The sequence below is a fragment of the Phenylobacterium sp. genome, assembly GCF_030693625.1.
Taxonomy (GTDB): domain Bacteria; phylum Pseudomonadota; class Alphaproteobacteria; order Caulobacterales; family Caulobacteraceae; genus Phenylobacterium; species Phenylobacterium ferrooxidans.
Window position 1 is genome coordinate 1 of record NZ_JAUYAF010000045.1, and the last position, 25,002, is coordinate 25,002.

Here is a 25,002-nt window from a genome sequence, read left to right on the forward strand (position 1 = left end):
AAGTCGCTTCACCTTCGGCTGGGACACGACCGCTGCCAGGAACTTCGCCGCAATCTCACCCTCCAGCAGCCGGTCCCGGTTCTTCGAGAAGCTCGAATGATCCCACGCCGGATCGTCAACCCCCAGCCTTACGAACCATCGGAACAGAAGGTCGAACTCCATCCGCTCCATCAGTTGCCGTTCCGACCGGATGCCATAGAACGCCTGCAGCAGCATCGCCCGCAGCAGCGCTTCCGGCGGGATCGAGGGCCGACCCATCCCTGAATAGAGCCGCGCGAAGTCCTGGGTCAGGCTCTCCAGCGCCCCATCGGTGAACGACCGGATTCGCCTCAGCGGATGATCGCGCCGAACACTCGACTCCAGATCCACATACGAAAACAACGACCCCGAGCGCTTGGCCGAACCCCGCATCGCCTTCCCCTCAACGCCTCTGGGAAAGAGTGGATCATGTCAAGTCCGGCGCCGCTACGGACTTTTTCAACAGCCTGCTAGAGGCTCGCCGCGTGATCCGAGGGGAGGGGGCATTGCGTCATGCGTCAATGGCATTATAGTAATGGGCATTACCGTCAGCATAGAGGCAACAATGCCTAGCGGACTGGGGGGGGAACATGAAAAATTACATGAATCTACGACTCGCCTTTGCATGCGGCGCATCCGCGATCGCTCTGGCTGCGGCCTCGCCTAGTTGGGCGCAAGAGACCGGCTTCACCATTGAAGAGTTGGTGGTGACGGCTGAAAAGCGCGAACAGAGCCTTCAGGATGTGACCGTGGCCGTGACGGCCTATACAAGTGAGCGACGCGACCTGCTTGGGGTAGGCAACGTCGAGGACTTGGCACGTGTTTCGCCGAGCGTCACCTATACCAACAACGACCGGCTCTCGATCCGAGGCTTTGGTCGCCTGACCAATTCTATCGGCACGGATCCTTCCGTAGCGCTGTACTCGGACGGCATTTTCTCAAACTCCATGGCCGATGCAGCCACGCCGTCGCTGTTAATCGAACGCACGGAGATTCTGCGTGGACCGCAAGGCACGCTGTACGGGCGCAATTCCATCGGTGGGGCGCTGAACATCATCGCCAAGCGTCCGACGGAGGATTTCAATGGTGAGGTCCGCGCCGTCCTTGGGAACTACGGCACCTGGCGGACCGACGCCTTGGTTCGAGGACCGATCACGGATGGCCTGCGCTTCCTCCTCGGCGGCTCTCTGGAACGCCGAGAGGAAGGCTTCTTCGAGAACCTCGGGCCTGCCGGCGATTCAAGCGCTGTTAAACGGTACATAGTCGAGGCTCAGCTGGAAGCCGATCTCGGCGAGAACATCACGGCCCGCCTGCGCTATTCGAAGTTCGACTGGGATGACAGCTTCGGCGTTGGCAACGTCCACGAGTCGATCACGAGCCGCTACGACACCACGTCCCCGACCGGCCTCGGCAACGCTGGCCTCTACTACAATACGACCTTCGGCTTCGCAGGAATTAATCCGGCGATGACCGACCCCTACAAAATCAACACCAACCAGACGAGTGAAGGTAAGCTCAGCAATCATGAGCGACTGCACTTCGATCTCACCTGGGATCTTGGCGGCATGACCCTCAAGTATCTGGCCGGCTACCAATCCTATGTCTACGACACGGCTGGGGATGAGGATCGTTCATCGCGCACCGGCTTATTCAGCGTGCCGACCGCGACGCCTTTCGGCGCCTACACCGCCACGGGCGTGTCGCCAGACCAGAGGTTCTTCTACCGCGAGGACCAGAAATGGTACTCCAATGAGATCAACCTGTCATCGAACACAGACGGGCCACTGCGCTGGATCGCCGGTCTGTACCAGTATCATCAAACCTACGCGCAACCCCAGGGCCAGCGGGTCCTTAACGATCCGGCCGTTCAGAACCCGATCAGTCTGGCGACCAGAGGCCCGGCGGCGCCGAACCCGAAGGGGAACTACCTCTTCGTAGACGGTACGCTGGAGGTGGATTCCTACGCGGCCTTTGTTCAGGTCGACTATGATATCACCGATACGCTCACGCTTACGGGTGGCATCCGGTACACGGTCGATGAGAAGTCGGGTACAGACTCAGCTCGCTACGTGTCGCGTACCAACACCACGACCACCATCTTGGCCGCCGCGGGGATACCAGCCGCCGTCGGCCAAGGGATCGCGGTGGATTTCACAACCTTTGTCATATGCGGCGGCCCAACCATCGCGTCCTGCCTGGCCAACCCGTTGTACGCCAATGTACGCGAGCTCTCAGGCGGTGGCCTGACGCGTAACCTGTCGGGCGACTACGACGCCTGGAGCGGGACCTTGGGTCTTCAGTGGCAGCCGGACGGCGACACCAACGCCTATGCCCGTTACAGCCGCGGCTATAAGTCCGGTGGTTGGCAGGCCTCGAGCGGCCTGGCTCCGTTCCCCTACGCCGATCCCGAATATGTCGACAACTACGAGCTCGGTCTGAAGAAGAATGTGGGGCGGCGGTTCCAGCTGAATTCTGCGCTGTTCTACGCGGACTATAAGGGTTTTCAGGCGCCGCTGTCCGTGGTTCTTAACCCCACGACGGGCTCAACGGGCAGTCAGTTCGTGAATTTGGACGCTGTGAGTTGGGGCCTGGAGATGGAGGCCCAGTGGGCTCCGATCGATCATCTGCAGATTTTCGCGAGCTATTCGTACCTCAACACCGAACTTAAGAGCGGCTGCTGCTTCGTCGACACAGCGGACCCGAAGGCGCTACAGGCGGGCGCGCGACCTACGGGCGTCGTTTTGCCGAACGGCAGCCGTCCCCAGACCCTCGTTGGAAACAGGCTTCCCATAACTCCGGAGAACAAACTCAACCTCGGATTGAATTATACAATCCAGTTTGCTAAGGGGGATCTCATACTTGGGGGCACCTACACCTTCACCGACGAGCAACAGGCCGTCGTTTTTGCTCAGCCGGGCTTCCGTTCGCCATCGAACGAAGTCGTGGACTTCCGGGCGCTTTGGAAGGACGCCGACGATCGCTACACAGTGATCGGTTACGTCAAGAATGCCTTTGATGAGTTGGCCTATCAGGATTTCCGAACCGGAGCCCCCTCGGCCAGCGGTGTCCAGCGCGTCACGTTGAAGCCGAACTTTCCTCGCACCTATGGGATAGAACTCCAGTATCGGTTCTAAGCCAACAGTGGACCGTTTCCCAGCGAGGGCAGGGAGACGGTCCAACCCCTTCCGTCACTGGCAAATCGCCTGGTCAGGCGATCCAGTGGATGGTGGTCGACAACGAGATCGATATCCGCACCGCACGTTGGGCCACGCTGGCCGCGGCCTGTAAGCCTCAACGCGGCGAGCCCGACCTGCCCCTGATCTTTCATCCAGCGCGGACCAGAGTCTCGGCAGTGATTACGCCTTGCGGCGCGGTGTGAGCAACAGGCCGGGCCGTGGAGCTTCCACATTGCGCAGCGGGTCGGCTTGTTGCGTTCAGGTGCGCGGCGTAGGCCGCGGGTGTCTGGTAGCCGATGGCCGAGTGCGGCCGGGCGGTGTTGTAGTCGACGGTCCATGCCGCCAGCTTCTGGCGGGCGTGATCGAGGCTGAAGAACAGGCTCTCGTTCAGCAGTTCGTCGCGCATCCGGCCGTTGAAGCTTTCGACGAAGCCGTTCTGGGTCGGCTTGCCCGGCGCGATGTAGTGCCAGGCCACCTGGTGATCCTCCGCCCAGGTCAGGATGGCGGTGGACGTGAACTCCGTGCCGTTGTCGCTGAAGATCATGCCGGGGCGGCCGCGCCGCTGGATCAGCGCCGTCAGCTCTCGCGCCACGCGCCGGCCCGAGATCGAGGTGTCCGGAATCGCAGCCAGGCACTCACGGGTGACGTCATCAACGACGTTGAGGACCCGGAACCGCCGCCCGCCGCCCGCCGCCCGCCGGCGAACTGGTCATGCACGAAGTCCAGCGACCAGCGGGCGTTGGCTCTGGCCTCGACCAGGATCGGGGCCCTTGTGCCAATGGCGCGGCGGCGAGACCGGCGCTTGCGCACCGTCAGCCCCTCCTCGCGGTAGAGCCGGTAGATGCGGTTCCTGCCTGACGGCTCGCCCTCCCGCCGCAGCAGCACGAACAGACGCCGGTAGCCGAACCGCCGTCGCTCGGTCGCCAGCGCGCGCAGGCGCTAGCGCAACGCCGTCTCCGGCGGCCGGCCGGCAGGATCGGTAGCGCACCATCTTGCGGTCGGCCTTCACGATGGAGCAGGCCCGCCGCTCGCTGATCTCGAACATCGTCCGCAGATGAGCGACGCCTTCGCGCACGGTGACGGGCCCTACCATTTTTTTGCAAGCAGCTCGTTCAACGCCGCCTTGTCGAGCATGGCGTCCGCCAGCAGCGACTTGAGCCGCCGGTTCTCGTCCTCCAGCGCGCGCAGCCGCTGGGCGTCCGACACGCTCATCCCGCCAAACTTGGCCTTCCAGGCGTAGATCGTGCCCTCGGAAACACCGTGCTTGCGGGCCAGCTCCCCTGCCTTCGCCCCAGCCTCGTTCTCCCGCAGGATCCCGATGATCTGCTCTTCCGTAATCTCGCTCGCTTCATCCGTCCGTCCTCTCAAGGGCCGGACTCTAGCTCCGCGTGGAGGAAAAAATCAGGGGCAGGTCAAACTGTCCGAATTTCCGGCGCCACCTCAACCCGGGGCGGTTCAGGTGGTCGATTTCCGGTGGACGGTGCTCTGACGCGCGCCTACGGTTGACATCGTGTCCCACGGCCATGTTCCATCCCCTTGGATGCCGCAATGTGCTCGGGACGGGTGCCGCTCTCCTCCCAGCCCGAAGTCGGCGCCCGTCCCGCTCTCCGTGTGAATGACAGTCTGCTGCCGGATCACGTTGCGAAGTGTCGATAGTCGTTCGGTGATAGGGTGAAGGGCGTTATAGGTCTGGATGCTCGGAACGCACAGTAACGTAAGTCAGGCCACTCCGGTCGAACCTGTACGCGTCTCAGGAGTTGTTCAGGAAGAACAGCGCGAAGGAGCGGAAAAATGATCGGCGTTCTCGTTGGCGGCCTGGGGGGCTTGATGGTTTTCCTGGGCGTTACCGGCCTCTATGTGGCCATCCAACGACTGAAGTCATAGGTTGGCCTCAGGCGTCAGTTCGGGCGGGTTCTACTAGGGAGTCATCAAACGGGCTGATGATTTGTCGCCGCCAACGAGCAGGATGGCGACTCGTTCGGGGTCGAACGCGCAATACCACTGGGCACCGCCTTCCTTCTCGCTGATCAAGTTGCGCAGCCGCACGGCCTCCGGCGTCAGTCCACCGTGCGCCGGGTGCGGCCTGACGCGGTTGTAGTCCATCCGCCAGCGCTCGATGACGACGCGGGCTTCGGCTAGCCGAAGCGGCGCTGTTCCGCAGCTAGGCCCCGCAGCCGCTTACGCAAGTCCGCATCGCCCGGCGCACGGTCTTGGGATCGGCGCCGGTTGTCTGCGAAGGCATTGGCCTTGCCCTCAGCGGAAAACCGGCGCTGCGGCGTGGCTGTTCGTCATTCGAGCCAGCTTGCGTGGTTTAGTGCGAATTCCAATCCAAGCCGGCCGCGTATTCCGATTTGAAGTCGGCCATGGTTCCGAGTTGATGCCGACCAGCGTTCCGATTTGAAGCCGGCCACCGTTCCGAAATGAAGCCGGCCACCTGCGACTGGATCAGGTCGAAGCGTAATCTGCTCGTCACCGGACCCTGCGGCGTCGGCAAGAGCTACCTGGCCTGCGCGCTGGGCCACAGGGCTTGTCGCGAGGATCTGTCCGTCATCTATCACCGGGTCCCCAGGCTCTTCGCCGCCCTGGCGCTCGGCCGCGCCGACGGCCGCTATCCCAAGATGCTGCGCGCCCTGTCGCGCGCCGATCTGCTGATCTTGGACGACTGGGGTCCAGAGAGCCTCAACGCCGATCAGCGTCGCGACCTCCTAGAGATCGTCGAAGACCGATACGACCGCGGCTCCGTCCTGATCACCACCCAGGTCCCAATCGGCCGCTGGTACGAAATCATCGGCAATCCGACCCTGGCTGACGCCATCCTCGATCGGGTCATCCACAACGCCGATCGTGTCGAACTCGCCGGCGAGAGTCTGCGCAAAAGCCGCGCGCTTCAGCCCGAGGCTTGACCCAGAACAACAACACCGAGATCTTCCACCTCGACCCGAACAGGGCCGTCCAAAGTGACCGACATCAAATCGGAACCATGGCCGGCTTCAAATCGGAACGGTGGCCGCCTTCAAATCGGTACAGCCGGCCGGCTTCGTCGGAATCCGCAGTTTAGCGCACAAACCTTGAGGCTGGGCCCGAACAAGTGTCACTGTTCTTCCTGAGCAACCCTGTGAGCTTTCAAGGTTCGAGTGCCGCGGCCAGCTTGCATCGCGGGATCGATCCGAGCATTCAGACTCCATGTCACCCCTGACCCTATCTTCAACGGACTATCGCCGCCTCGCCACCGTGCTCCGCACCTTGGCCCGGACCGGCGCTCGACCAGCTTTGGTGCGGTTGGGTCTGCTCCGCGGTGCGGCTCCAGACGAGGTCGGCGACGGCGCGGCATACGAGGGTTTTGTCGAGGCCCTCGAGGAACTCGGCCCCACATTCGTGAAGCTTGGCCAGATCATGGCGACCCGGTCGGATATGCTTCCGCCAGAGCTGACGGAGCGGCTCGGCAGGCTACACGATGACGTCTCGCCAGTGCCCTTCGAGTGGATTCGCGAACAGCTGACGGTCGATCTTGGAGGCTCGCCGGACGAGCTTTTCGCGGAATTCTCAGCGACGCCGATCGCCGCGGCCTCGATCGCACAGGTCTATGCCGCGCGGCTAAGGACTGGTGAAGATGTCGTCGTGAAGGTCCGCCGGCCGGGAATCGAGGCGGTCATGCGCGCGGATCTGCGGCTGCTCGCGGCGGCGGCTCGTGTCGTCGAGCGCCGCGTGCCTGCGCTGCGCCGACACCAGCCAATGCGCGTCGTGACAGAGCTCAGCGAAGTGCTGCTGGAGGAGATCGATTTTCGGATCGAGGCGCGCAATCAGATGGAGATCCGAAAGCGCGCGACCGTGTTCCATGTGCCGCTAGTCCATGAGCAGTTCACTACGCAATGGACCATGGTCAGCACACGCGTCCGTGGGCGCAGTCCCAATGCCGCGTTTCGAAGCGAGGAGCCCGCCTTGGCGCGCACCTTGGCACCCGAAGCGGCCAGGGGACTTCTGGGCATGATCCTGCTGGACGGGGTGTTCCACGCTGACCCTCATCCTGGAAATGTTCTGGTGACGCCCGATGGTCGTCTGGTCCTGCTTGATTTCGGCTCCGTTGGGCGGCTCTCGGCAAAGCGGCGCGAGCAGGTGCTCGTCGTGCTCGGCTCGCTGGTGGACGCCGATGTCGGGGCGGTGTCAGATGTGCTGATGGACTGGGCGGGGCGCGCCGGCCCCGCCCCGCCTGGCCTCGAACAAGGCGTCGAACGGTTCTTCGTGCGTTATGCCGCCGACTCTGGACGGCCGATCCGGCTTGCCGAGGCGATCGCCGAATTCATCTCGATCGCCCGCGAACACGCTCTGACCTTGCCGCCGGACCTGCTGCTCCTGATGCGCGCGCTGGGCATCGCCGAAGGCCTGGCGAGGACGCTCGACCCGGACCTGGATGTTGTCGGCGCGATCGCGCCCGTAGTCGTCCGGGCCTTCGCCTCTCGGTTTGAACCAAAGGCGATGGCCGCCCGCGCCTTCCGCGCCTTCAAGGAGCTGGACCAGATCCTGGCGATGGCGCCCGAAGCAATCCGGCGGAGCATCGGCCGGGTCAGGCGCGAAGGCCTTATCGTCCAGGTCTCGAGTTCAGACTTAGCCGACTTGCCGCGCGCCGTGAGACGCGCTGGCGACAGTCTCGCGCTCGGGGTCGTTCTCGCGGCTCTAATCGTCGCCGCTGCCATCGTCAGCGTCGCGCATGACGACCAGGTCGCCCCACTCGGGCGGGTCGTGATCCTGGTCCTCTCAGGCGCGGGCTTGGTCGCCTTCTTGTGGCGCCTGTCCCGGCGCGACTGAGGCTCCACGCACGGGGACGCGCTTCGCGTCACCCCGCGCCCACGCGGCCTTGGTCATTTTCACCGTCAGGACGCCATCCTCAAGCGTTGCTCGGACCTGATCAGTATCGACAGGCTCCGGCAGAGCGACGCTCCAGTCAAAGGGGGCTCCGATCTCGCCGGCCCGCCATTGCTGGCCGGCCGCCTGCAATCGCAAACACTCGGGGCTGACCTCGACGATCAGATCCTTACTGGAATAGCCGGGGGCGTTGAACGCGACAGTTACATCTTCTATCGTCTGCATGATTCTAAATGGGGGAATCGCGCCTGCAGACGGACTAAGCTTTGCCTCAATCCCTCGCCGTATACCCGCGAGGCCGCGCCCGATGAGGCTGTCGTATTCAAGCCGTGCAGAATATAGCCGCCGTCCTACTTTGATGGAAACATCACCAATCATCGCAAACTCCTCAGGCACTTTACCTTCCTTAGAGGATGGTCGGATCGCGGCGAATTGAGGGCGCCGTTGGTAAGGCCCTCGTCACCCCCTTCGCTGTTGCCCAACCGCCGCGACAGCACAGCCACTTTCCCAAAAATGGCCCCTGACCTGACAGCGGTGGCCGGGATTGTCTGGACAGGGATCGCCGCTGGCTAAGTGGAATCTCTGCCGGTTGTGTTTCGCCGGGGTTGGCGCGTCACGCAGGGAGGGCGTAGCCCGACTGGAGTGACGCGCCAACCCCGGCGGCGAAAGTTTCATGCCGCCAGGGCTTGGGGCTGGCGGTCGAAATAGGCCTGGTCCGGGGTGCGGGCGCCCAGGCTCGAATGCGGGCGCTTGCGGTTGTAGAACTCCAGATAGCGGCCGATCGAGGCGCGGGCTTCGGCGACGCTGTCATAGGCCTTCAGATAGACTTCCTCATACTTGACCGATCGCCAGAGCCGATCGACGAAGACGTTGTCGCGCCAGGCGCCCTTGCCGTCCATGCTGATCGCGATGCCGTTGTCGGCCAGCAGGCCGGTGAAGGCCGCGCTGGTGAACTGGCTGCCCTGGTCGATGTTGAAGATCTCCGGCTTGCCGTGCAGAACGATGGCTTCCTCGACCACCTCCAGGCAGAAATCCACCGCCATGGTGATCGAGACCCGCCAGGCCAGCACCCGGCGGGTGTGCCAGTCGATCACGGCGGCCAGATAGACGAAGCCGCGCTTCATCGGGATGTAGCTGATGTCCATCGCCCACGCCTGATCGGGTCGATCCACCGTCAGGCCGCGCAGCAGATACGGGTGAATCTTGTGCCCCGACGCGGGTTTCGACGTATTCGGCCGCCGGTAGATGGCTTCGATCCGCATCCGCTACATCAGCGTGATCACCTGCGCCCGGCCGGTAATACAGGCCGCTTCGGCTCAGCTTCAGAACCTGGGCCTGCCGCGTCAACGGCAACTCGTGCGATCGGTCGATCATCGCTTTGCGCTCAGCATGCCGGCCTTGGTGAGCGCGCCGGCTAAAAAATCATTCTCCAGCGTCAGCTCGCCGATCTTGGCGTGCAGCGTCTTCACATCCACCGGCGGCGCGACCTCGGACGCTGACCAGCCCGGGCCGAACACGCCCGCCGCTCCCTCCAGAAGTTGCCACCTTCCAGGTGGTGATCTGGTTCGGGTGAACATCGAAGAGCGAAGCCAAATCGGCCAACGTCTTCTCAGCCTTCAATGCCGCAAGCGCCACCTTGGCCTTGAAGGCCGGCGTGTGGTTCCGTCTCGTCCGCTTCGTCATGGTCTCTCCTGAGCCGCGGCATTCTCGCCGCCGTCAGGCAGAAACTCCACTTATCACTCTGTCCAGATTCTCCAGGCCGGCTCTCGCTGGCGCGATCTTCCTGGGCGCTTTGGGGATTGGAAGATCACCCACCAGCGGTACGGTCGCTGGTCCGAGAGCGGTGTTTTTGTGGGTATATTCAAGATGTTGGTGAGTGACCACGACAATGAGTACATGATGATCGACGCCACCATCGTACGGGCTCACCAGCACAGCGCCGGGGCGCGAAAAAGAGCGGCGAAGACCAAGCCATCGGCCGCTCCCGCGGCGGGCTGACCACCAAGATCCACGCGGTCGTCGATGCTCTGGGCAATCCGGTCGCCTTCTCGCTCACGCCCGGACAGGCGTCCGACCTTGGCCAAGCCGAGCCGCTGCTGGTTGAAATCAGTCCGCAAGCCTTCCTGGCCGACAAGGCCTATGACGCCGACGCCCTGATCCGGGCCCTGGCGGGGCGAGGAATCACCCCCGTCATCCCGCCTAAAGCCAATCGCGTCACACCGCGCCAATGCGACTTCGCGCTCTATCGCGAGCGCAACCTCGTCGAGAGGTTCTTCAATAAGATGAAGCATCTTCCGCGCCATCGCGACGCGTTACGACAAGCTCGCACGTAACTTCCTAGCCGCCATCCATCTGGTCGGCGCTATCATGTTGCTCAACTGAACACAGGCCCTAGCGCGAACCTACTTTCCAAGAACCATATTTGCCGCCGCGCTACCTAGGCCAGTTCCTTCTGCTTGCTGCGCTGAACGCCATCGGGGCCGGTCAGGGCCCGCATGAAGCTGACGAGGGAAGCGCGAGCCTCCTGCGGCAGTTTTTCGAAGGCGGCCAGGAGCTCCAGGGCGCCTGGCGTGCGCATGCGTGACAGCAAATCGAGGTCGCCCACCGCGTCGTGGCCCGGGGTGTCGAGGACGTCCATCAGGTCCACCACGCGGCAGCGCAGGGCGCGGGCGATCTGCACCAGCCGCGAGAAGGAGATGCGGTTCGCGCCGTTCTCATACTTCTGGATCTGCTGGAAACTGACGCCGCACTGCTCGGCCAGGGCATCTTGCGACATGCCGATGGTCCGCCTGCGGATTCGCACCGCCGCACCCAGGGCGACATCCATTGGGTCCGGGGTTTTGTTGGATAGCTCCGACACTGTCTTGATCTCCTCAACCAAGGCGCGCGCTGGTTGGGGGCGGCCGGCGCGGCGCTTCAAGATTCGGCAAGTAAAAGCGAATATTACAGCTTTGCAAAGCCACGAGTGTCGCAGCCGACAATCTCACTGATCACGTTCGATATTCAAAACACACCGGTTTGTGAGACCGGGGATTCTACTTGAAAATCAGTCGCGATAGCGTGAAATTCAGGGCTGGGATCCCGGCGGCGCGGGCTTTCGCGCTGAGCGCCTACGGCGGCGCGTATGGCCATACGCCAAATCTTATACTCAGTTTGGGTAGGAATCGCTCAGCGAACTTGAGTTGTGGAATTCGCCTAGGTAGATGCGGGTTTCTCGTTTGGTCGCACAGATCGCCTATGACCAAGCTGTTGATCATTTCCGATAATGCTTATTTCCCGCTCAGCCGGGTTTCGCGCGCGGCTTTTGGCTGGGTCGGGCTCAAGCCGAAGACCGCTGGTCCGCTCGCCGGCGGGTAGACCGGACCAGCCCAGAGGACATAACCGGGGTCCAAACTGATGAGCCGTGGCGGCGTTAGCCCCAGGTTCTAAGGCCTCCCGCGAGCCCTAGGTCGAGCTGGCGACCCGCGACAGCCGCTTCGGAGCCGCCCGCACCAAAACCGTTCTCAACAAGGCACTAGCGGTAAGCCGAAGCCAGACCCCCGTCGCCCGATCAGATGATGGTGGCTGGTGGCCTTGCGGGGAGGAGCTGCGTGGCGGCGGGCCGGGCGACAGGGCGGCGCACCAAGCGGCCGACCCGGGCGAGTAGCTGCTGGTCCTGGAATGGCTTGGCGAGGAAATCTGACGCTCCGAGTTTCAGGGCCTCCTGAACATCGGAGCTCTGGTTACGGGCAGTCAGGACGAGGGTGGGCACGGCGATCCCCAGCGCCTTCATGCCCTTCAGCACGCCAAAGCCGTCGAGGCGCGGCATGTTGATGTCGAGGACCATTGCGGCCGGCACGACCTCCTTCAAGCGGGCCAAACCCTCATAACCGTCGCGGGCATTAAAGGTATGGAAGCCAGCCAGGCTGAGCCGGGTGGTGATCAGTCCAGCACCATGGGGTCGTCCTCGACCACCAGGATGCGAATCTGTTTGACCTCATGTAGCATCGACATCTGTCGCGCCCTCGCTGGAGAACGGATCCCACTGGGTCCAGTGAGAAATCGTGTGGATCAGGCCGGCGGCGTTCATCGGCTTGCGGACGACATCGTCGAAGCCGTCCTCCTCGGCGTAGCGTTCCAGGTCGCTGTCGGCCGAGAAGGCCAGGACGGGGATCGTCATGTTCGGCCCGGGCTCGGCGCGCAGCCGTCTGAGGGTCGCCGGTCCGTCCAGCACGGGCATCCGGATATCGAGCAGGATGACGTCATAGGGCAGACTGAGCGCGGCCAGCAGGGCCTGCTCGCCGTCCCCCGCCTCGGTGACCTCGGCGCCGACGGTCTCCAGAACAGCCCTGGCCAGTTCCCGGTTCATGGGATTGTCGTCCACCACCAGGACCCGCACCCCGTCGAGGGTGAGGGCGGGCGCGGCGGCCTCGGCCGCGCACGCGGGGGCCTTGGCCACCGGCGCGGCGATGAAGAAGGCGAAGGTCGAGCCCTGGCCCGGCGCGCCGGTCACCCCGATCTCGCCGCCCATGGCCTCGGTGAGGCCCTTGCAGATGGCCAGGCCCAGCCCCGTGCCGCCGTGCCGTCGGGTGGAGGAGGCGTCGACCTGGGCGAACCGCTGGAAGAGCCCGGCCTGTTGTTCCGCAGTCAGGCCCGCGCCGCTGTCCTGGACGGCGACATGCAGGCGCTGCAGGGCGGTGTCGTAGCGCAGGCCAAGGCGGACCATGCCCTGGTCGGTGAACTTGATCGCATTGCCCACCAGGTTGAGCAGGATCTGGCGCAGGCGATCGGGATCGAGCTCCAGAGCCTCGGGCACCCCGTCGTCCGCCTGGAACTCCAGGGCCAGGCCCTTGCTCTCGGCCTGGGGCGCGAACATCAGCAGGGCATCGTGGGCGACCCCGACCGGCGAGACCGGGCGCGGCTTGATCTCGTACTGGCCCGCCTCGAGCTTGGAGAAGTCGAGCACGTCATTGACGATCGACAGCAGGGCCCAACCGGCGCTGACGACGCGGTCGACGTGGCCGTGGGCGATCTCGTCCAGCCCGTCGCGCGCCGACAGCAGGCTGGAGAAGCCGAGGATCGCGGTCAGGGGGGTGCGGATCTCGTGGCTCATATTGGCCAGGAATTCCGCCTTGGCCGCCGCGGCGGCCTGGGCGGCCACCGTGACCTCCGCGAGCGCGGTCTCCTGCGCGACCTGGACGGTGACGTCGCGGATCACGTCGAGGAACAGCTGCTCCTCGGCGGGACGGTCGTGGTGCAGCAGGGACGGGTTCGACTCCAGCCAGACCCAGCGTTCCTCGTGCTTGTGCCAAACCCGCCAGCGCACCGGCTCGCCGGGACGGCCCAGGGCGACATTGGTGAAGACGCGCAGAACCTCGGCGGTGTCGTCGGGATGGGTGAGCTCCATTGGCCGCCGTCCGAGCAGCTCCTGACTGTCATAGCCGGTGATGGCCAGCGAGGACGGCGCGGCGAAGGTGATGGCGCCGTCCAGGCCGGTGGTGACGATCATGTCGGTGGCGTTTTCCGCCATCAGACGGAACTTCGCCTCGGCCTCGGCCAGGGCGGCATAGGCGGCTCGGCGCTCTGCGACGTCGCGCATCTGAGAGACCAGGGCGACAGGCGCCCCCGCCTCGTCACGCACCAGGGTGGAGCTTGCCTCCACCCAGACATAGCCGTCGCGCGTGCGCATGCGCAGGCTGCGGTCGCGGGAAACCTCGACGGTCCCGCCGGCGGCGATCTCGCCGACCGTGGCCACGACACGCTTCAGGTCTTCGGGATGGATGAACTCGGCGGTGTGTCGGCCGATCATCTGCTCGGGTTCGAAGCCGTAGCGGCGGACAGACGGAGAGATGTACTGGATGACATCGTCCATACCGACCTTGAGCACGAGGTCGGTGGAGGCGTCGGCCAAGAGGCGATAGCGATCCTCGGCGTCGCGCCGCGCGGTAAGGTCCTCGACCTGGGCGACGAAGTGTTTCGGCCTGCCGTCCACGTCGTAGACCTGAGAGACCGAGAGCCCGACCCAGACGGTCGCCCCATCCTTCCGGATATAGCGCTTGTCCATCCGGTAGCTGGGAATGTCTCCGGCCACGAGGCGCGCCAGGTGGCCAAGGTCGGCGTTCAGGTCGTCAGGGTGGGTGATGGCCTGGAAGTCCAGGGCCAGCAACTCCGGTTCGGGATAGCCGACGATCTCGCAGAAGGCCCGGTTGAGCCTGAGGAACCCGCCGTCGAGGCCCACTAGGGCCATGCCGATGGGCGCGTGATGGAAGGCGTTTTCGAACAGGTCGTGCTGCGCCTGTTGCCGGACCTGGGCGTCGGCCAGGGCCGCCTCGGCATGCTTGCGGGCCGTCACGTCACGAAAGGCGTTGAGAAATTCGACGGGCCGACCGGCGGCGTCTCGCAGAATCTGAGGGTTGCCCTCCAGCCAGACCCAGGTCCCGTTCCCGGCGCGGTAGCGGTGAGCCCGGTCGATCCCGCGGTCGATCCGCTCGCCCGTCAGCAGCTTGGCGGAGTTCGCCATGTGCCGCTCCAGGTCGTCGGGATGCACCAGGGCCGTCGCCGATTGACCCACCAGCTACCCGGGCTCGTAGCCGAGGGCGCGGCAGGCCGGCGACACATATGTGAGGACACCGTCAAGGCCCGTGCGCACGATGATGTCGGTGCTAGCTTCCACCAACCCGCGATAGATGTCTGCGTCAGACGCCCGCCGATTGATGTCTCCGCTGGCGTACATGTCGACTCCCCCCGCGAGGACCAAGGAACGCGCTGAACGAACCTCGTTCATCCGCCTTGGCAAAGCATTAACTAGAGGGGCCCCGCAGGCCGATCGGCTGCGACAAAGCGACCACAAACGCCTCTCGGTTGTTAGTACCGGGTGTGCCGCCACCTGAAGGCGCATGCGCAGACGTTGGCCAACCAACATGGGGCGGCCTCCGTCCCCATCCTCACTCCCGCTTCAGCATCACCCCGGGGCACGTGATCTGCGCACAGATAGCTGGGTGACGTCGCCCGTTTTGGGTGATTGTGGGCACCAGTTTGTCGTCCGCAAATTGGCGACGTCCGAGCACCCGCCATTGGCGCATAGTGCATCCTTATGTTATTGTAATCATAAATAGATTCTCCCTCTTATTTCCGATAAGATACATTAGGCGCGAAAATTCCAGGGGCCATCCCAGCCAGCGAGAACAGCCTCTCCCCGGAGCAATTTCGGTATGCCGAGCGGCCTGCCCTATTTGACATATTTATGAGCGACGACCCTATACCTACGACCGTTTCTGTCGCAGACCGGTTCGACTGTGGCGGCTCACAGGGAGTCCACCGATGCACGCCAATTTCGCCGATACTTCCCACCGCAACGCTCGCAAGGCCCTTCAGGACGTGCTGGCAGGCTAACGCTAACTTGTCTCCAGTATGGCCCTAAACGGTGGGCGGCAGGGGACGAAGGCGTGGCTCCAATTTCGTTCAAGCGTCATCGGTTTCCGCCGGACGTGATCCGCTATGCGGTCTGGCTCTATTTCAGGTTTACCCTGAGCATCCGCGACGTTGAGGAACTGCTGGCGCAACGCGGGATCGAGGTCAGCCGCGAGGCGGTTCGCTGCTGGGTCAACAAGTTCGGGCCGCTGATGGCGGCGAACCTGCGCCGGCGCCGCGGCCCGCCGACGGGCCGATGGCATCTGGACGAGATGGTCGTGAAGATCGCCGGCCGGCGCATGTACCTCTGGCGCGCGGTTGACGACGAAGGCGAGGTGCTGGACGTCCTGGTGCAGAGGCGGCGCAACAAGCACGCGGCGCTGAAGCTCCTGAGGAAGTTGCTCAAGAACCAGGGTGTCCACCCTGAAGCGATCACGACGGACAAGCTGGCCTCGTATCGCGCCGCGGCCCGGGACCTGGGTCTATCCGGCCGTCATCGACCCGGCGGCATGCGCGAGAACAACCGCGCTGAGAACTCCCACCTGGCCATCCGACGACGAGAGCGGAAGCAGCAGAAGTTCAAAAGCCAGGGTTCGGCCCAGCGTTTCCTCTCCAGCCACTCAGCCGTCTACAATACCTTCAATACCCAGCCGCATCTGACCTCCCGGCCCGGACTTCGAACCCTGCGAGCCCAAGCTCACCGGGAGTGGGCGGCCGCGACCATCGCCGCCTGAACTGGGGAAGGGGAGGGGCCATTCCCGTCTCGCCCCGGTTAACGTGTCAGTTCCGTCGGCGAGGATGAGCAAAAACGCGGCCAGTCATTGACCGTTTCCTCGAGGCGGACGAGGGCCGGGCTCCCACGCGCCGCCTATTCGCCGACCTCACCACCTCGCATATCCAACACTTCCCGCACCTTTGCGGCGAGTTCCTCGATCGTGAACGGCTTGCCGAGCAACTCGACCCCTGGGTCCAGCACCCCATTGTGGACGACTGCGTTGCGCGTATAGCCGGTCGTGAAGAGCACCTTGAGGTGAGGCCGCCTTCGCCGCGCTTCGTCCGCGAGCTCACGCCCGTTCACATCCGGCATCACGACGTCCGTGAAAAGCAGGGCAATCTCCGGATGCGCGTCGAGAAGCCGGAGGGCGGCGAGCGCACCGTCCGCTGCGAGGACCCGGTATCCCAGCTCCTCCAAGGCCTCGGTGCTAAACTGGCGGACAGCGGGTTCGTCCTCAACGAGCAGGACGACCTCCTGTTGATCGCCGTAAGGGATGGGGCTGCTCTCGTCCTGGTCGCTTGCGTCGCCGTCATGTCCAAGTAGCCGCGGAAGGTAGACCTTCACGGTCGTGCCTTCACCCGGCTCCGAGTAGATTTTCACGTGACCACCCGACTGCTTCACAAACCCGTAAACCTGGCTCAGCCCAAGGCCGGTGCCTTTGCCGACATCCTTGGTGGTGAAGAATGGATCGAACGCCTTGGCGATCACCTCCGGCGGCATGCCCGATCCCGTGTCGCTCACCGCGACCAGAACGTACTGCCCAGCGGGGACGCCGAGATGAGACTTCACGTATCGGCCATCAAGATGGGCGTTCCCGGTTTCGATGGTTATCCGGCCGCCCCCTGGCATTGCATCCCGCGCATTTAGGGCGAGGTTGAGGACGACATTCTCAAGCTGGTTGGGGTCGACGTGGGTCGGCCAAAGGCCGGCTGCCAGCACAGTCTCAACCCGAGCCTCGCCGCCGAGGGAATGGTGCAGAAGGTCTGACATGCCCGCCACGAGCTTGTTCAGATTGACGGGCTCTGGCTTCAGAGGCTGCTGACGGGAGAACGCCAGGAGCCGTTGTGTCAGCAGGGCGGCGCGGCGTGCGCCGTCTGCCGCGGCGTCCACATAGCGCCGCGCCCGAGCGTCCTCCGACCCAATGCGCCGGCCCAGAAGGTCGAGCGATCCGATGACGACAGCCAGCATATTGTTGAAGTCATGGGCGATCCCGCCTGTCAGCTGGCCGACGGCTTCCATTTTCTGGCTTTGCCTAAGAGCTTCCTCGGCCTGGTTGCGTTCGGCGACTTCTTCGGCGACCCGCTGCTCCAGTGTCTCATTGAGGTGACGCAGTTCTTCTTCGGCTCGCCGACGCTCCGACAGATCGCGCTGTGCCGCCTGGTAAAGAGCAGCGTTGTCCATGGCGATAGCCGCTTGCGCGGCGATCCCGATCATTAATCCCTCATGGCGTTCGTTGAACCGGCCAGGCTGGGCGTGACCGAAGAAGAGCCCCCCGATCACCGCGCCCGCGCGGGAGATCACAGGCACCGCAAGATAGCTCCTGACCGGCATGTGGCCTTTCGGCATGCCGTGGTGAGGCGCGCTGTGGCCGTAGCGGGGGTCGAGAAGGATGTCGTCGGATCTGATGACACCTTCCCCCTGGAAGGTGGGTTGGAAGATCGCCGTGGCGCGCGGCATCCCAAAGCCCTCGAAAGCACTGCGTTCGGCGCCCGAGAGGGTGAAGAGCATGTAGGCTTCGCCAGCCTCATTGATCGTGTTGTAGAAAAACGCCCCGAACTGAGCGCCGGTCAATTCGACGCCGGCGTCTGTCACCATCTGCACCACGCGCTCTAGGTCTAGCTCGCCCGCTAGGGACGCACCCGTTCGATTCAAGATTTCGAGGCGCTGCGAGGCTTCTCGCAGCCTGTCTTCTACGTCGGCGCGCTCGGTATCGTCACGGACGGTGAGCACCGCTCCAATTGCGCCCTGGCCATCGTTGGAGATCGGCTTAGCCGATCCGATGGCGCGGACCTGCGTCCCATCCGGGCGTTCGATCCTCCAACGCGCATCGACAGTGCTTTCCCCGTCCAGGACCGCCCGAGCCAGGGGCAACTCGCGAGGAGGATAGGGCGCGCCGGTTTCGGTGAGCAGGTGGTAGGTGTCGGTGTAGTCGTCTGGAGCGACGTCCAGTTGCGTGACCCCATGAAGGCGCGCCGCTGCATCGTTGACGAATATGATCTGTCCCGCGGCGTCCGTGACGATGACGCCTTCCGTCAGCTGTCCAAGGATTGCCGCGCGTTCCGCAGCTTCCTTGGCGGCCATCTCCCCGGCTCGCCGCAGAGCTTGATCGGCGACCTTTCGGGCAGTGATATCCCGGTAAAAGATCGCGAGGCCTTCGGGGTGGGGGTAGGCACGAATGTCGACCCAGGCCGAGTGGCCGTCTTCCCATAGGTGGTGGACTTCTAGGGCGCTAGGCTCACGCGACGCCATCGCGGCCTTGTACATCTTCCCCTGCTCAGCCTCTTCGGTTCCAGCCCAGGCCTCCCAGTGCGTCTTGCCCACGATCTCTTGACGGCCTCGACGATCCAGGCGCAATCCCTCAGCGTTGATGTCGAGAATCCGGAAGTCGGGATCCATGAGGACGAAGCCTTCGGTCATCCCATCGAGCACTCCCCGGCTCCTGTCACGCTCGGCACGGAAGGCTGTTTCCGCAGCGATCAGGTCTAAGATTTCGGTGTTGACCCCAAACCATCGCACCACCTTTCCCGTCGCGTCAGGGACCGGCTGAACTCGGGTCAGGAAGGGTCGAAAGACGCCGTCGCCGCCCTTCAACGGGAAGGTCATCTCAAAGGGCTCACCGGTCGCTATTGAGGCGTTCCAGCGATCCAGAACCACCGGCAGCAAGGCGGGGTCGTGCACCGACTGCCAGCCCCAGCCCTCCATGGCCTCGGGTGTGGACCCGCAGTAGTCGTGCCACCGCCGGTTATACCAAACGATGTAGCCGTCCCCGTTTGCAATCCAGCAAGGCGTCGGGACGTTGTCCGCGAGTAGCCGGAAGTCTATGTCGGCAATCGACGAGGCGGTTAGGTCCGGAAGCGCCACCTTCGCCGGCGCGGCAGTGCGCCAGAAGTTGCGACCAAATTCATCGGACCCCGCCGAAAATGGCTTATCAGTTGTCGACAATCCGCCCCCCGTGTTGAGCCGCTCGGCCGAAAATCTAAGTCGTCTTCTACTAGCCGTGAGGGCGTGGCGCCGGGAATCTTATCGCTGCGCTGAACGCATCCCGAGGCGTGTGACGGTCGCCCTTGGGAGTGAAATGCACACGTAGCTGTTTAGCTTCATGCGCATACCGATAAGCCGTCGCAGGGGGACATGGATCACCCCCTACCTAAGCGGTGTGCCGTTCTGTGCGGTGGATCACACGCCCTAAATTCCGGGGGGAGGCTCATGCTGCTTGGAGGGACTCGACTGCTGCCGCCTGACGGAGCGGGGTGGGGCTTATACGATTGTCGCTGATTAACCTGACAAAGCCCCATGAAGCCCGCTTCAGCGAGCGCTCGTTAGATCATAAAGCGCGGCGTGCATGTTGGTGATCGCCGCGGGGGAGGCGCGTCATTTTCCACGCCTCGCGGAGAGGCACGCCCCAGGTCTGTCTCGTGCCTTCACTTGGATTTGTCGGGCGACGCGCATCCTTGGTCGGTTCCGGGCCGTAGACTCGGAACATGCGTGAACAGCGTTCGTTAATGCATAGCTCACTTGAAGCCGGTGCTTCCCGGAGCGGCGTCGTTGATCAGCAGGGTGGGAGCCTGATGGCCTATGAGTGAGGTTCAGCATTCGCAGCCGCGGCCCTTCGCGCCTGCCCCGGTCCATTCTGATTGGATCCTCGCCATCGCCGATGAGCAGGACAGGACCTCCTTCGCATCGCTGTTTCATCACTTTGCACCGCGGCTGAAAACCTACCTCCTGCGCCTGGGTATGCCAGGCAATGTCGCCGAGGAACTGGTGCAGGAGACGATGCTGCTCGTTTGGCGCAAGGCGGGGCAATTTGATCCTGCCCGCGCGACCCCCTCGGCCTGGATCTACACGATCGCGCGGAACCTGCGCATCGACACGCTCCGGCGGGAACGGAACGCCAATGATCCCCGTTTGTCCGAGCCCGAGGAAATGGCCTGCTCGCCGGAGCAGGAGCTTGACCTTGTTGAAAGCGAGCGGAGAGTGCGGCATGCGTTGGACGTCTTGCCGGCCGATCAGGCGGCGCTCCTGAGGCTTTCTTATTTCGAGGACCGTTCGCACGCCGAGATCGCCAATCAACTTCAGTTGCCGATTGGTACCGTGAAGTCCCGATTGCGGCGGGCGGCGGCGCAACTTCGTGAGATCCTGAGTGACAGATAATTGACTATCGAGACGCATCCACAGGCCTCGCTCCTCGCTGCCTACGCGTCGGGCGGCGTGCCCTCAGCGCCTCTTCTGGCGATCAGGTGTCACCTGACGAGCTGCGCCGCGTGCCGCGCGAAGGTCGCGTTGATGGAAGAGGCCGAGGGCCAGCTGCTGGAGTCCCTGCCTCCAACGCCAATGTCGATGGGCGCCCTGGACCGAGTGATGGACCGTCTTGCGGCCGAGGCCCCCGAGCCCGCCATGTACCCCGGGGAGATGTCGGGCGACGTTCTGCTCCCCCCTGCCATTGCGGAGGTCGGGGTAGCGCCGCGCCGCTGGATGGGACCCGGACTTTGGACCGCCCATCTGAGGCTTCCGCCGCAGGATAACTGGCGCGCCTTCATCCTGCGCGCGCCGGCCGGACAAAATATCCCGCAACACCGGCATGTCGGGCATGAGTTCATAAACGTCCTTCAGGGCGCCTTCAGCGATGGGGTGCGCTACGGCCCAGGCGACTTCGTGGAGAGCGAGCCGGACAGTCGTCACACGCAACAGGTCACGTCTGAGGGCCCCTGCGCCTGTCTTGTCGTCGTTCAGGGCCAGATCGAATGGCGCGGCATGGGCAGGCTCATTACGCCGATGCTCGGGATCTGAAACCGTGACGCGGAGCCCGGCCCTGTCACCTTGGATGGACATGGTCGGGGCGACGCGACGGTTGCGCCGACCCTCGACGATGGTCGCCGTCAGCCTCCTGCTGCATCTTGCAATCCTCCTGCTTTTCCTGCGCGAGGCGCCCTCAAATCCGCCTGGCCGGTTTGACCAGACAGGCGTGAGCGTGGCGATGTTTGACGGCCGGGACAGAGGCTCCACCGCCCCGCCGGTCCTGACCTCGGTGGTGAAGACACGCGCCAGGCCGACGCCGCCGCAGGTCGAGGCGAAGCCGCCGCCGCAGATGTCAGACATCGAACCGATCTACGAGGACAGCCTGCCGCCCGTCGATCCCACCGCCGAACCCTTCAGCCTGGACGGGGAGGTCGCGCTCTCCGTGGCGGCCGCGGCGAGCGCGGCGAGCGGCCAAGCCTGCGATCTGACCCAGTGGCTGCAAACCGCCCTGCAGAACAACCCCCAGTCCCAGGTCGCCCTGGCCCAAATTCCTCGGCCCGCGAGATCCGTCGCCAACGCCTTGATGCTCTGGAACGGCCGCTGGGTGGACATGCCCGTGGCGGCCGGCGGGCTGCAAACGCTGCGCGCCGCGGTGCTCGCCGGCGTGGCCTCGGCCCCTGCGGCCTGCCGCTCGGAAGTCATTCGGGGGCCGGTGCTGCTAACCTTGGCCGACCCCGCAGGCTCCACGATCCTGGCCATCGGCTCTGGAGAATGGCGCTGGGACGACCTGAGCGCCGACGACCTGGCCGACCGTCCGCGCTAGCCCAGACGCCGGGGCGAACAGCCCTGTCAAGGCCGTATATTTGCTTCCGCAGCGACATATTTTCGCAGGGTGGAGATCCAGTTCCGCGCGGCTCTCGTAACGCCTTTCAAACCACCCCACCACCCATTGCGGGGCACAGGGGAAGTCGGGCGCTAGGTCCGTGGCGGAGGCTGAGACATGAAAAAACGCGTTGGCTACCTGATGGGAACCGCGGTGATCACCGCCCTGATGCTGGGGTCTGGTCCCTCGCTCGCTTCAAGTCACCGCGAGGCGCCGAACGTCACCAAGATGCCCAAGGTCGACGGCACCGACTTCTACATGTTCCGCAGCTATGAGCCGGGCCGGTCGGCCTTCGTGACCTTCATCGCCAACTACCAGCCGGGCGAAGATCCGGGCGCGGGCCCGAACTACTACACCATGGATCCGGACGCGATCTATGAGATCCACATCGACAATGACGGCGACGCCAAGGAAGACCTGACCTACCAGTTCAAATTCAACAACATCCTGCGCAACGGCGGCAAGGGCATCACCCTGAACATCGGCGGCAAGGAGCTGCCGATCGCTCTACGCCACGCTGGTCAGGTGACCGCGGCCGACGACGGTGATCTCGGCGAGGTCGAGGACTACACCATCACCCAGATCACCGGCGACCAGCGCGCCGGCACGCGCGCCACCGTGACGGCGGCGACGGGTGGGGCCACCAGCTTCCGCAAGCCCTTCGACAACGCCGGCAAGAAGACGACCCCGGACTATCCGGCCTACGCCAACCAGTACATCTACAGCATCGCGGTCCCCGGCTGCACCACACCGGGCCGGGTCTTCGTCGGCCAGCGCGCCGAGGCCTTCGCCGTCAATCTTGGTCCGACCTTCGACCTGATCAACTACGTCCCGATCGACGGCGCCTCCTTCCCGGGCGGTATCACCCAGAGCCGGGACAACGATGACCTCGTCGGCAAGAAGAACGTCACCTCCATCGCCTTGGAGCTGCCGATCGCCTGCGTCACCGGTTCGGGCAACGGCGTCATCGGCGCCTGGCAGACGGCGGCTCTGCCGCAGGCCCGCCTGCTGAACCCCAAGGCCAGCTACGCCAACATGTCCCAGCAGGGCGGCGGCTATGTGCAGGTCTCGCGACTGTCAGCTCCGCTGGTCAACGAGCTGGTGATCGGTCTGCCGCAGAAGGACACCTTCAACGCCGCAAAGCCGACTGGCGACGCGGCCCTGGCCGACTACGTCACCAACCCCACTTTCCCGGCGATCGTCGACCTGCTCTTCCGCGCGCCGGTCAACGCGACCCTCGGCACCAACTTCAGTAACATCGCGCCGTCCAACCTGCCGCGAAATGATCTGGTGGCGGCTTACCTCACGGGCATAAAGACGCTCAACCAGCAGAAGACCGTGACGGGTTCGGAAATGATGCGCCTGAATACGGGCGTCAACCCGACTCCTCGTGACCAGCAGAAGACCCTGGGCGTCGCAGCGGACGACCTCGCCGGTTTCCCCAATGGTCGCCGGCCGGGCGACGACACTGTCGACATCACTCTGCGGGTGGCCATGGGTCGCCTCTGCTATCCCGTGCCGATCAACGGGGTGCAGACCGATCTTGGCCTCTGTAAGCCCGCCGACGCCCCTGTGGGCAATGCGCCGCTCACCGATGGCGCCCCGATCAGCGCAGCTGAGCTTCAGAACGTCTTCCCCTATCTGAACTCGCCGCTCTCCAACTCGCCGCGCACCGGCGCGCCTCACCCTTAAGGATCGGCACATGAAGCGCTTTCTCATCCCGAGCCTTCTCCTCCTCGCCGCCGCGGGCCTCTCGGCCTGCAGCGGCGGCGGCGGCGGGGGTGGTGGTGGCGGCGGTACGACAACGCCGCCCCCGGCCTCGTTCGCGTCACAGTTCGGCGCGGGCTTCGGCGCGGCGTTCGGCGCAGGCGCCAACACCGATCCGCGTGACCTGGCCGCGGCCGATGTCATCGCCCCGAGCCTGACCGCCGAACCGGTCCCCCTGCCGGGCACCTAGCCTGCTCCGCGCCAGGACCATCGAAAGGGGCGTCGCCGGAGGACCTTTCCTCCGGCGGCTTTCCCACGCGCTGACGCTGGCCGGATTTATCCTCGGTCTCAGCGGTGCGATGGCCAGCCCGAGCTTGGCGCAGGTTATCGAAATCGGCTCTGACGGCGCCGCAACCCTCCACGCCGGACCTTCAGTCTTCACCCTTGAGGGCGCTCAGCCGATCGGTGTCACGCCTGGCCCACCGACGAACCCTGGCCGCGCGGAGGTCGTCCAGATGATCGCCGACGCCGCGCGCCGACATGAGGTCAGTGTCGACTTGATCACCGAGGTCGCCCGCCGGGAATCCGGCTTCCGCCAGAGCGCGGTGTCCAATCGCGACGCGGTGGGGGTCATGCAGCTCACCGCCGGCGCCGCCCGCGAGGTCGGGGTTGATCGCTACGACATCAGCCAGAACATCCTGGGGGGAACGGCCTATCTCCGACGCATGCTCAACCGCTATGGCGGCGATGTCAGCCTGGCGCTCGCGGCCTACAACGCAGGCCCCGGCGCCGTGGACCGCTATCGTGGCATCCCGCCCTTTCGGGAAACCACCGCCTATGTCGCCGCGATCATGGCCCGGCTGTCTCAAAACGCCTTGTCCGACACCGCCCTAACCGTCACCGGCCGATAGGAGCCTGACCATTCACACCCCCCGCAAACTCCAAGCATCGGCCTTGGCCCTGGCCATGACGTTCCTGGCCCAGGGCGCCCAGGCCCAGAGCCTGGATCCCGCTGGCTCCAACGTGATCGTCGGAGCCCTGTCCTGGATGCAGGGCACCCTGATGGGCACGGTCGCGACCGTCGCCGCCGTGATCGCCATCGCCGCGGTAGGCTTCATGATGCTGACCGGCCGCCTCAACTGGCGCTACGGCGCGACGGTCATCCTCGGTTGCTTTGTTCTGTTCGGCGCCGGCGCGATCGTCTCGGGCATCCGCCAAGCCGCGACGGGCTTCTGACC

Annotated in this window: 18 protein-coding genes and 4 pseudogenes; 12 read left to right on the forward strand and 10 right to left on the reverse strand. The window is 64.4% G+C overall.

From position 1 onward, the window contains the following. A partial coding sequence (locus Q8N10_RS09585) for a transposase (protein WP_305663910.1) occupies positions 1-411 on the reverse strand: 411 nt, incomplete at its 3' end. Positions 412-608: 197 nt separating this feature from the next. On the opposite strand from Q8N10_RS09585, the gene Q8N10_RS09590 reads away from it, so the two are divergent. Then, entirely contained in the window at positions 609-3,152 is a 2,544-nt protein-coding gene (locus Q8N10_RS09590) for a TonB-dependent receptor (protein WP_304776239.1), read from the forward strand. Positions 3,153-3,342: 190 nt separating this feature from the next. Here the strand turns inward: Q8N10_RS09590 and Q8N10_RS09595 are convergent. Both Q8N10_RS09595 and Q8N10_RS21030 read right to left on the reverse strand, forming a co-directional pair. Continuing rightward, positions 3,343-4,546 (reverse strand): annotated as a pseudogene (locus tag Q8N10_RS09595) (IS3 family transposase). Between the two features lie 565 nt (positions 4,547-5,111). Further along, positions 5,112-5,324: pseudogene (locus Q8N10_RS21030) on the reverse strand (integrase core domain-containing protein); the annotation flags it as partial. Positions 5,325-5,614: 290 nt separating this feature from the next. On the opposite strand from Q8N10_RS21030, the gene Q8N10_RS09605 reads away from it, so the two are divergent. Both Q8N10_RS09605 and Q8N10_RS09610 read left to right on the forward strand, forming a co-directional pair. Next, entirely contained in the window at positions 5,615-6,097 is a 483-nt protein-coding gene (locus tag Q8N10_RS09605; RefSeq protein ID WP_304776241.1) for an ATP-binding protein, read from the forward strand. 280 nt (positions 6,098-6,377) lie between these two features. Next, positions 6,378-7,997 (forward strand): AarF/ABC1/UbiB kinase family protein, encoded by a 1,620-nt coding sequence (locus Q8N10_RS09610; protein WP_304776244.1) that lies wholly within the window; start codon positions 6,378-6,380, stop codon positions 7,995-7,997. Here Q8N10_RS09610 and Q8N10_RS09615 read toward each other — a convergent pair. Together Q8N10_RS09615 and Q8N10_RS09620 are read right to left on the reverse strand one after the other, a co-directional pair. Then, complete coding sequence (locus Q8N10_RS09615; RefSeq protein WP_304776246.1) at positions 7,947-8,450, reverse strand: Hsp20/alpha crystallin family protein; 504 nt, start codon at positions 8,448-8,450, stop codon at positions 7,947-7,949. The two genes, Q8N10_RS09610 and Q8N10_RS09615, sit on opposite strands and share 51 nt — an antisense overlap. A gap of 275 nt (positions 8,451-8,725) precedes the next feature. Then, positions 8,726-9,737 (reverse strand): annotated as a pseudogene (locus Q8N10_RS09620) (IS3 family transposase). Positions 9,738-9,809: 72 nt separating this feature from the next. Here Q8N10_RS09620 and Q8N10_RS09625 point away from each other — a divergent pair. Then, positions 9,810-10,436: pseudogene (locus Q8N10_RS09625) on the forward strand (IS5 family transposase); the annotation flags it as partial. 55 nt (positions 10,437-10,491) lie between these two features. Here Q8N10_RS09625 and Q8N10_RS09630 read toward each other — a convergent pair. From Q8N10_RS09630 to Q8N10_RS09645, 4 genes are all read right to left on the reverse strand, one after another. Beyond that, positions 10,492-10,881, reverse strand: a complete 390-nt coding sequence (locus Q8N10_RS09630; protein ID WP_304776249.1) for a helix-turn-helix domain-containing protein — start codon at positions 10,879-10,881, stop codon at positions 10,492-10,494. A 723-nt stretch (positions 10,882-11,604) separates the two neighbouring features. Beyond that, entirely contained in the window at positions 11,605-11,979 is a 375-nt protein-coding gene (locus tag Q8N10_RS09635; RefSeq protein WP_370690185.1) for a response regulator transcription factor, read from the reverse strand. Between the two features lie 51 nt (positions 11,980-12,030). After that, positions 12,031-14,604 carry a PAS domain S-box protein gene (locus Q8N10_RS09640; protein ID WP_304776252.1) on the reverse strand — a complete coding sequence of 858 codons (2,574 nt, stop codon included), beginning with the start codon at positions 14,602-14,604 and terminating at the stop codon, positions 12,031-12,033. Positions 14,605-14,607: 3 nt separating this feature from the next. Beyond that, positions 14,608-14,766 carry a PAS domain-containing protein gene (locus Q8N10_RS09645; RefSeq protein ID WP_304776255.1) on the reverse strand — a complete coding sequence of 53 codons (159 nt, stop codon included), beginning with the start codon at positions 14,764-14,766 and terminating at the stop codon, positions 14,608-14,610. A gap of 712 nt (positions 14,767-15,478) precedes the next feature. Between Q8N10_RS09645 and Q8N10_RS09650 the strand changes: the two genes are divergently transcribed. Continuing rightward, on the forward strand, positions 15,479-16,177 hold the full coding sequence (locus Q8N10_RS09650) for an IS6 family transposase (RefSeq protein WP_304776256.1): 699 nt from the start codon (positions 15,479-15,481) through the stop codon (positions 16,175-16,177). Between the two features lie 134 nt (positions 16,178-16,311). Here Q8N10_RS09650 and Q8N10_RS09655 read toward each other — a convergent pair whose 3' ends face one another. Further along, positions 16,312-19,380 (reverse strand): PAS domain S-box protein, encoded by a 3,069-nt coding sequence (locus Q8N10_RS09655; protein WP_304776258.1) that lies wholly within the window; start codon positions 19,378-19,380, stop codon positions 16,312-16,314. Between the two features lie 633 nt (positions 19,381-20,013). On the opposite strand from Q8N10_RS09655, the gene Q8N10_RS09660 reads away from it, so the two are divergent. The 7 genes from Q8N10_RS09660 to Q8N10_RS09690 all read left to right on the forward strand — a co-directional run bounded on the left by Q8N10_RS09660 (position 20,014) and on the right by Q8N10_RS09690 (position 25,000). Next, entirely contained in the window at positions 20,014-20,589 is a 576-nt protein-coding gene (locus Q8N10_RS09660; protein WP_304776260.1) for a sigma-70 family RNA polymerase sigma factor, read from the forward strand. Then, positions 20,590-21,225 (forward strand): ChrR family anti-sigma-E factor, encoded by a 636-nt coding sequence (locus tag Q8N10_RS09665; RefSeq protein WP_304776263.1) that lies wholly within the window; start codon positions 20,590-20,592, stop codon positions 21,223-21,225. Positions 21,226-21,412: 187 nt separating this feature from the next. Beyond that, positions 21,413-21,997: a hypothetical protein gene (locus Q8N10_RS09670; RefSeq protein WP_304776265.1), complete on the forward strand. Its 585-nt coding sequence runs from the start codon at positions 21,413-21,415 to the stop codon at positions 21,995-21,997. A 177-nt stretch (positions 21,998-22,174) separates the two neighbouring features. Beyond that, entirely contained in the window at positions 22,175-23,749 is a 1,575-nt protein-coding gene (locus Q8N10_RS09675; RefSeq protein WP_304776267.1) for a DUF4331 domain-containing protein, read from the forward strand. Positions 23,750-23,759: 10 nt separating this feature from the next. Continuing rightward, the gene (locus Q8N10_RS09680) at positions 23,760-24,014 is read left to right on the forward strand and encodes a hypothetical protein (protein WP_304776270.1); all 255 of its coding nucleotides are present in this window, start codon (positions 23,760-23,762) and stop codon (positions 24,012-24,014) included. Positions 24,015-24,279: 265 nt separating this feature from the next. Beyond that, positions 24,280-24,675 carry a lytic transglycosylase domain-containing protein gene (locus Q8N10_RS09685; protein WP_304776272.1) on the forward strand — a complete coding sequence of 132 codons (396 nt, stop codon included), beginning with the start codon at positions 24,280-24,282 and terminating at the stop codon, positions 24,673-24,675. 10 nt (positions 24,676-24,685) lie between these two features. Beyond that, positions 24,686-25,000: a TrbC/VirB2 family protein gene (locus tag Q8N10_RS09690; protein WP_304776324.1), complete on the forward strand. Its 315-nt coding sequence runs from the start codon at positions 24,686-24,688 to the stop codon at positions 24,998-25,000. Positions 25,001-25,002: the final 2 nt, after the last annotated feature.

Excerpts from the sequence above, each read along its gene's own strand:
- Q8N10_RS09685 (WP_304776272.1), top strand. The coding sequence starts at position 24,280 with ATGATCGCCGACGCCGCGCGCCGACATGAGGTCAGTGTCGACTTGATC.
- Q8N10_RS09645 (WP_304776255.1), bottom strand. The coding sequence starts at position 14,766 with ATGTACGCCAGCGGAGACATCAATCGGCGGGCGTCTGACGCAGACATC.
- Q8N10_RS09680 (WP_304776270.1), top strand. The coding sequence starts at position 23,760 with ATGAAGCGCTTTCTCATCCCGAGCCTTCTCCTCCTCGCCGCCGCGGGC.
- Q8N10_RS09590 (WP_304776239.1), top strand. The coding sequence starts at position 609 with ATGAAAAATTACATGAATCTACGACTCGCCTTTGCATGCGGCGCATCC.
- Q8N10_RS09630 (WP_304776249.1), bottom strand. The coding sequence starts at position 10,881 with ATGGATGTCGCCCTGGGTGCGGCGGTGCGAATCCGCAGGCGGACCATC.
- Q8N10_RS09610 (WP_304776244.1), top strand. The coding sequence starts at position 6,378 with ATGTCACCCCTGACCCTATCTTCAACGGACTATCGCCGCCTCGCCACC.
- Q8N10_RS09670 (WP_304776265.1), top strand. The coding sequence starts at position 21,413 with ATGTTTGACGGCCGGGACAGAGGCTCCACCGCCCCGCCGGTCCTGACC.
- Q8N10_RS09660 (WP_304776260.1), top strand. The coding sequence starts at position 20,014 with ATGAGTGAGGTTCAGCATTCGCAGCCGCGGCCCTTCGCGCCTGCCCCG.
- Q8N10_RS09605 (WP_304776241.1), top strand. The coding sequence starts at position 5,615 with ATGAAGCCGGCCACCTGCGACTGGATCAGGTCGAAGCGTAATCTGCTC.
- Q8N10_RS09675 (WP_304776267.1), top strand. The coding sequence starts at position 22,175 with ATGAAAAAACGCGTTGGCTACCTGATGGGAACCGCGGTGATCACCGCC.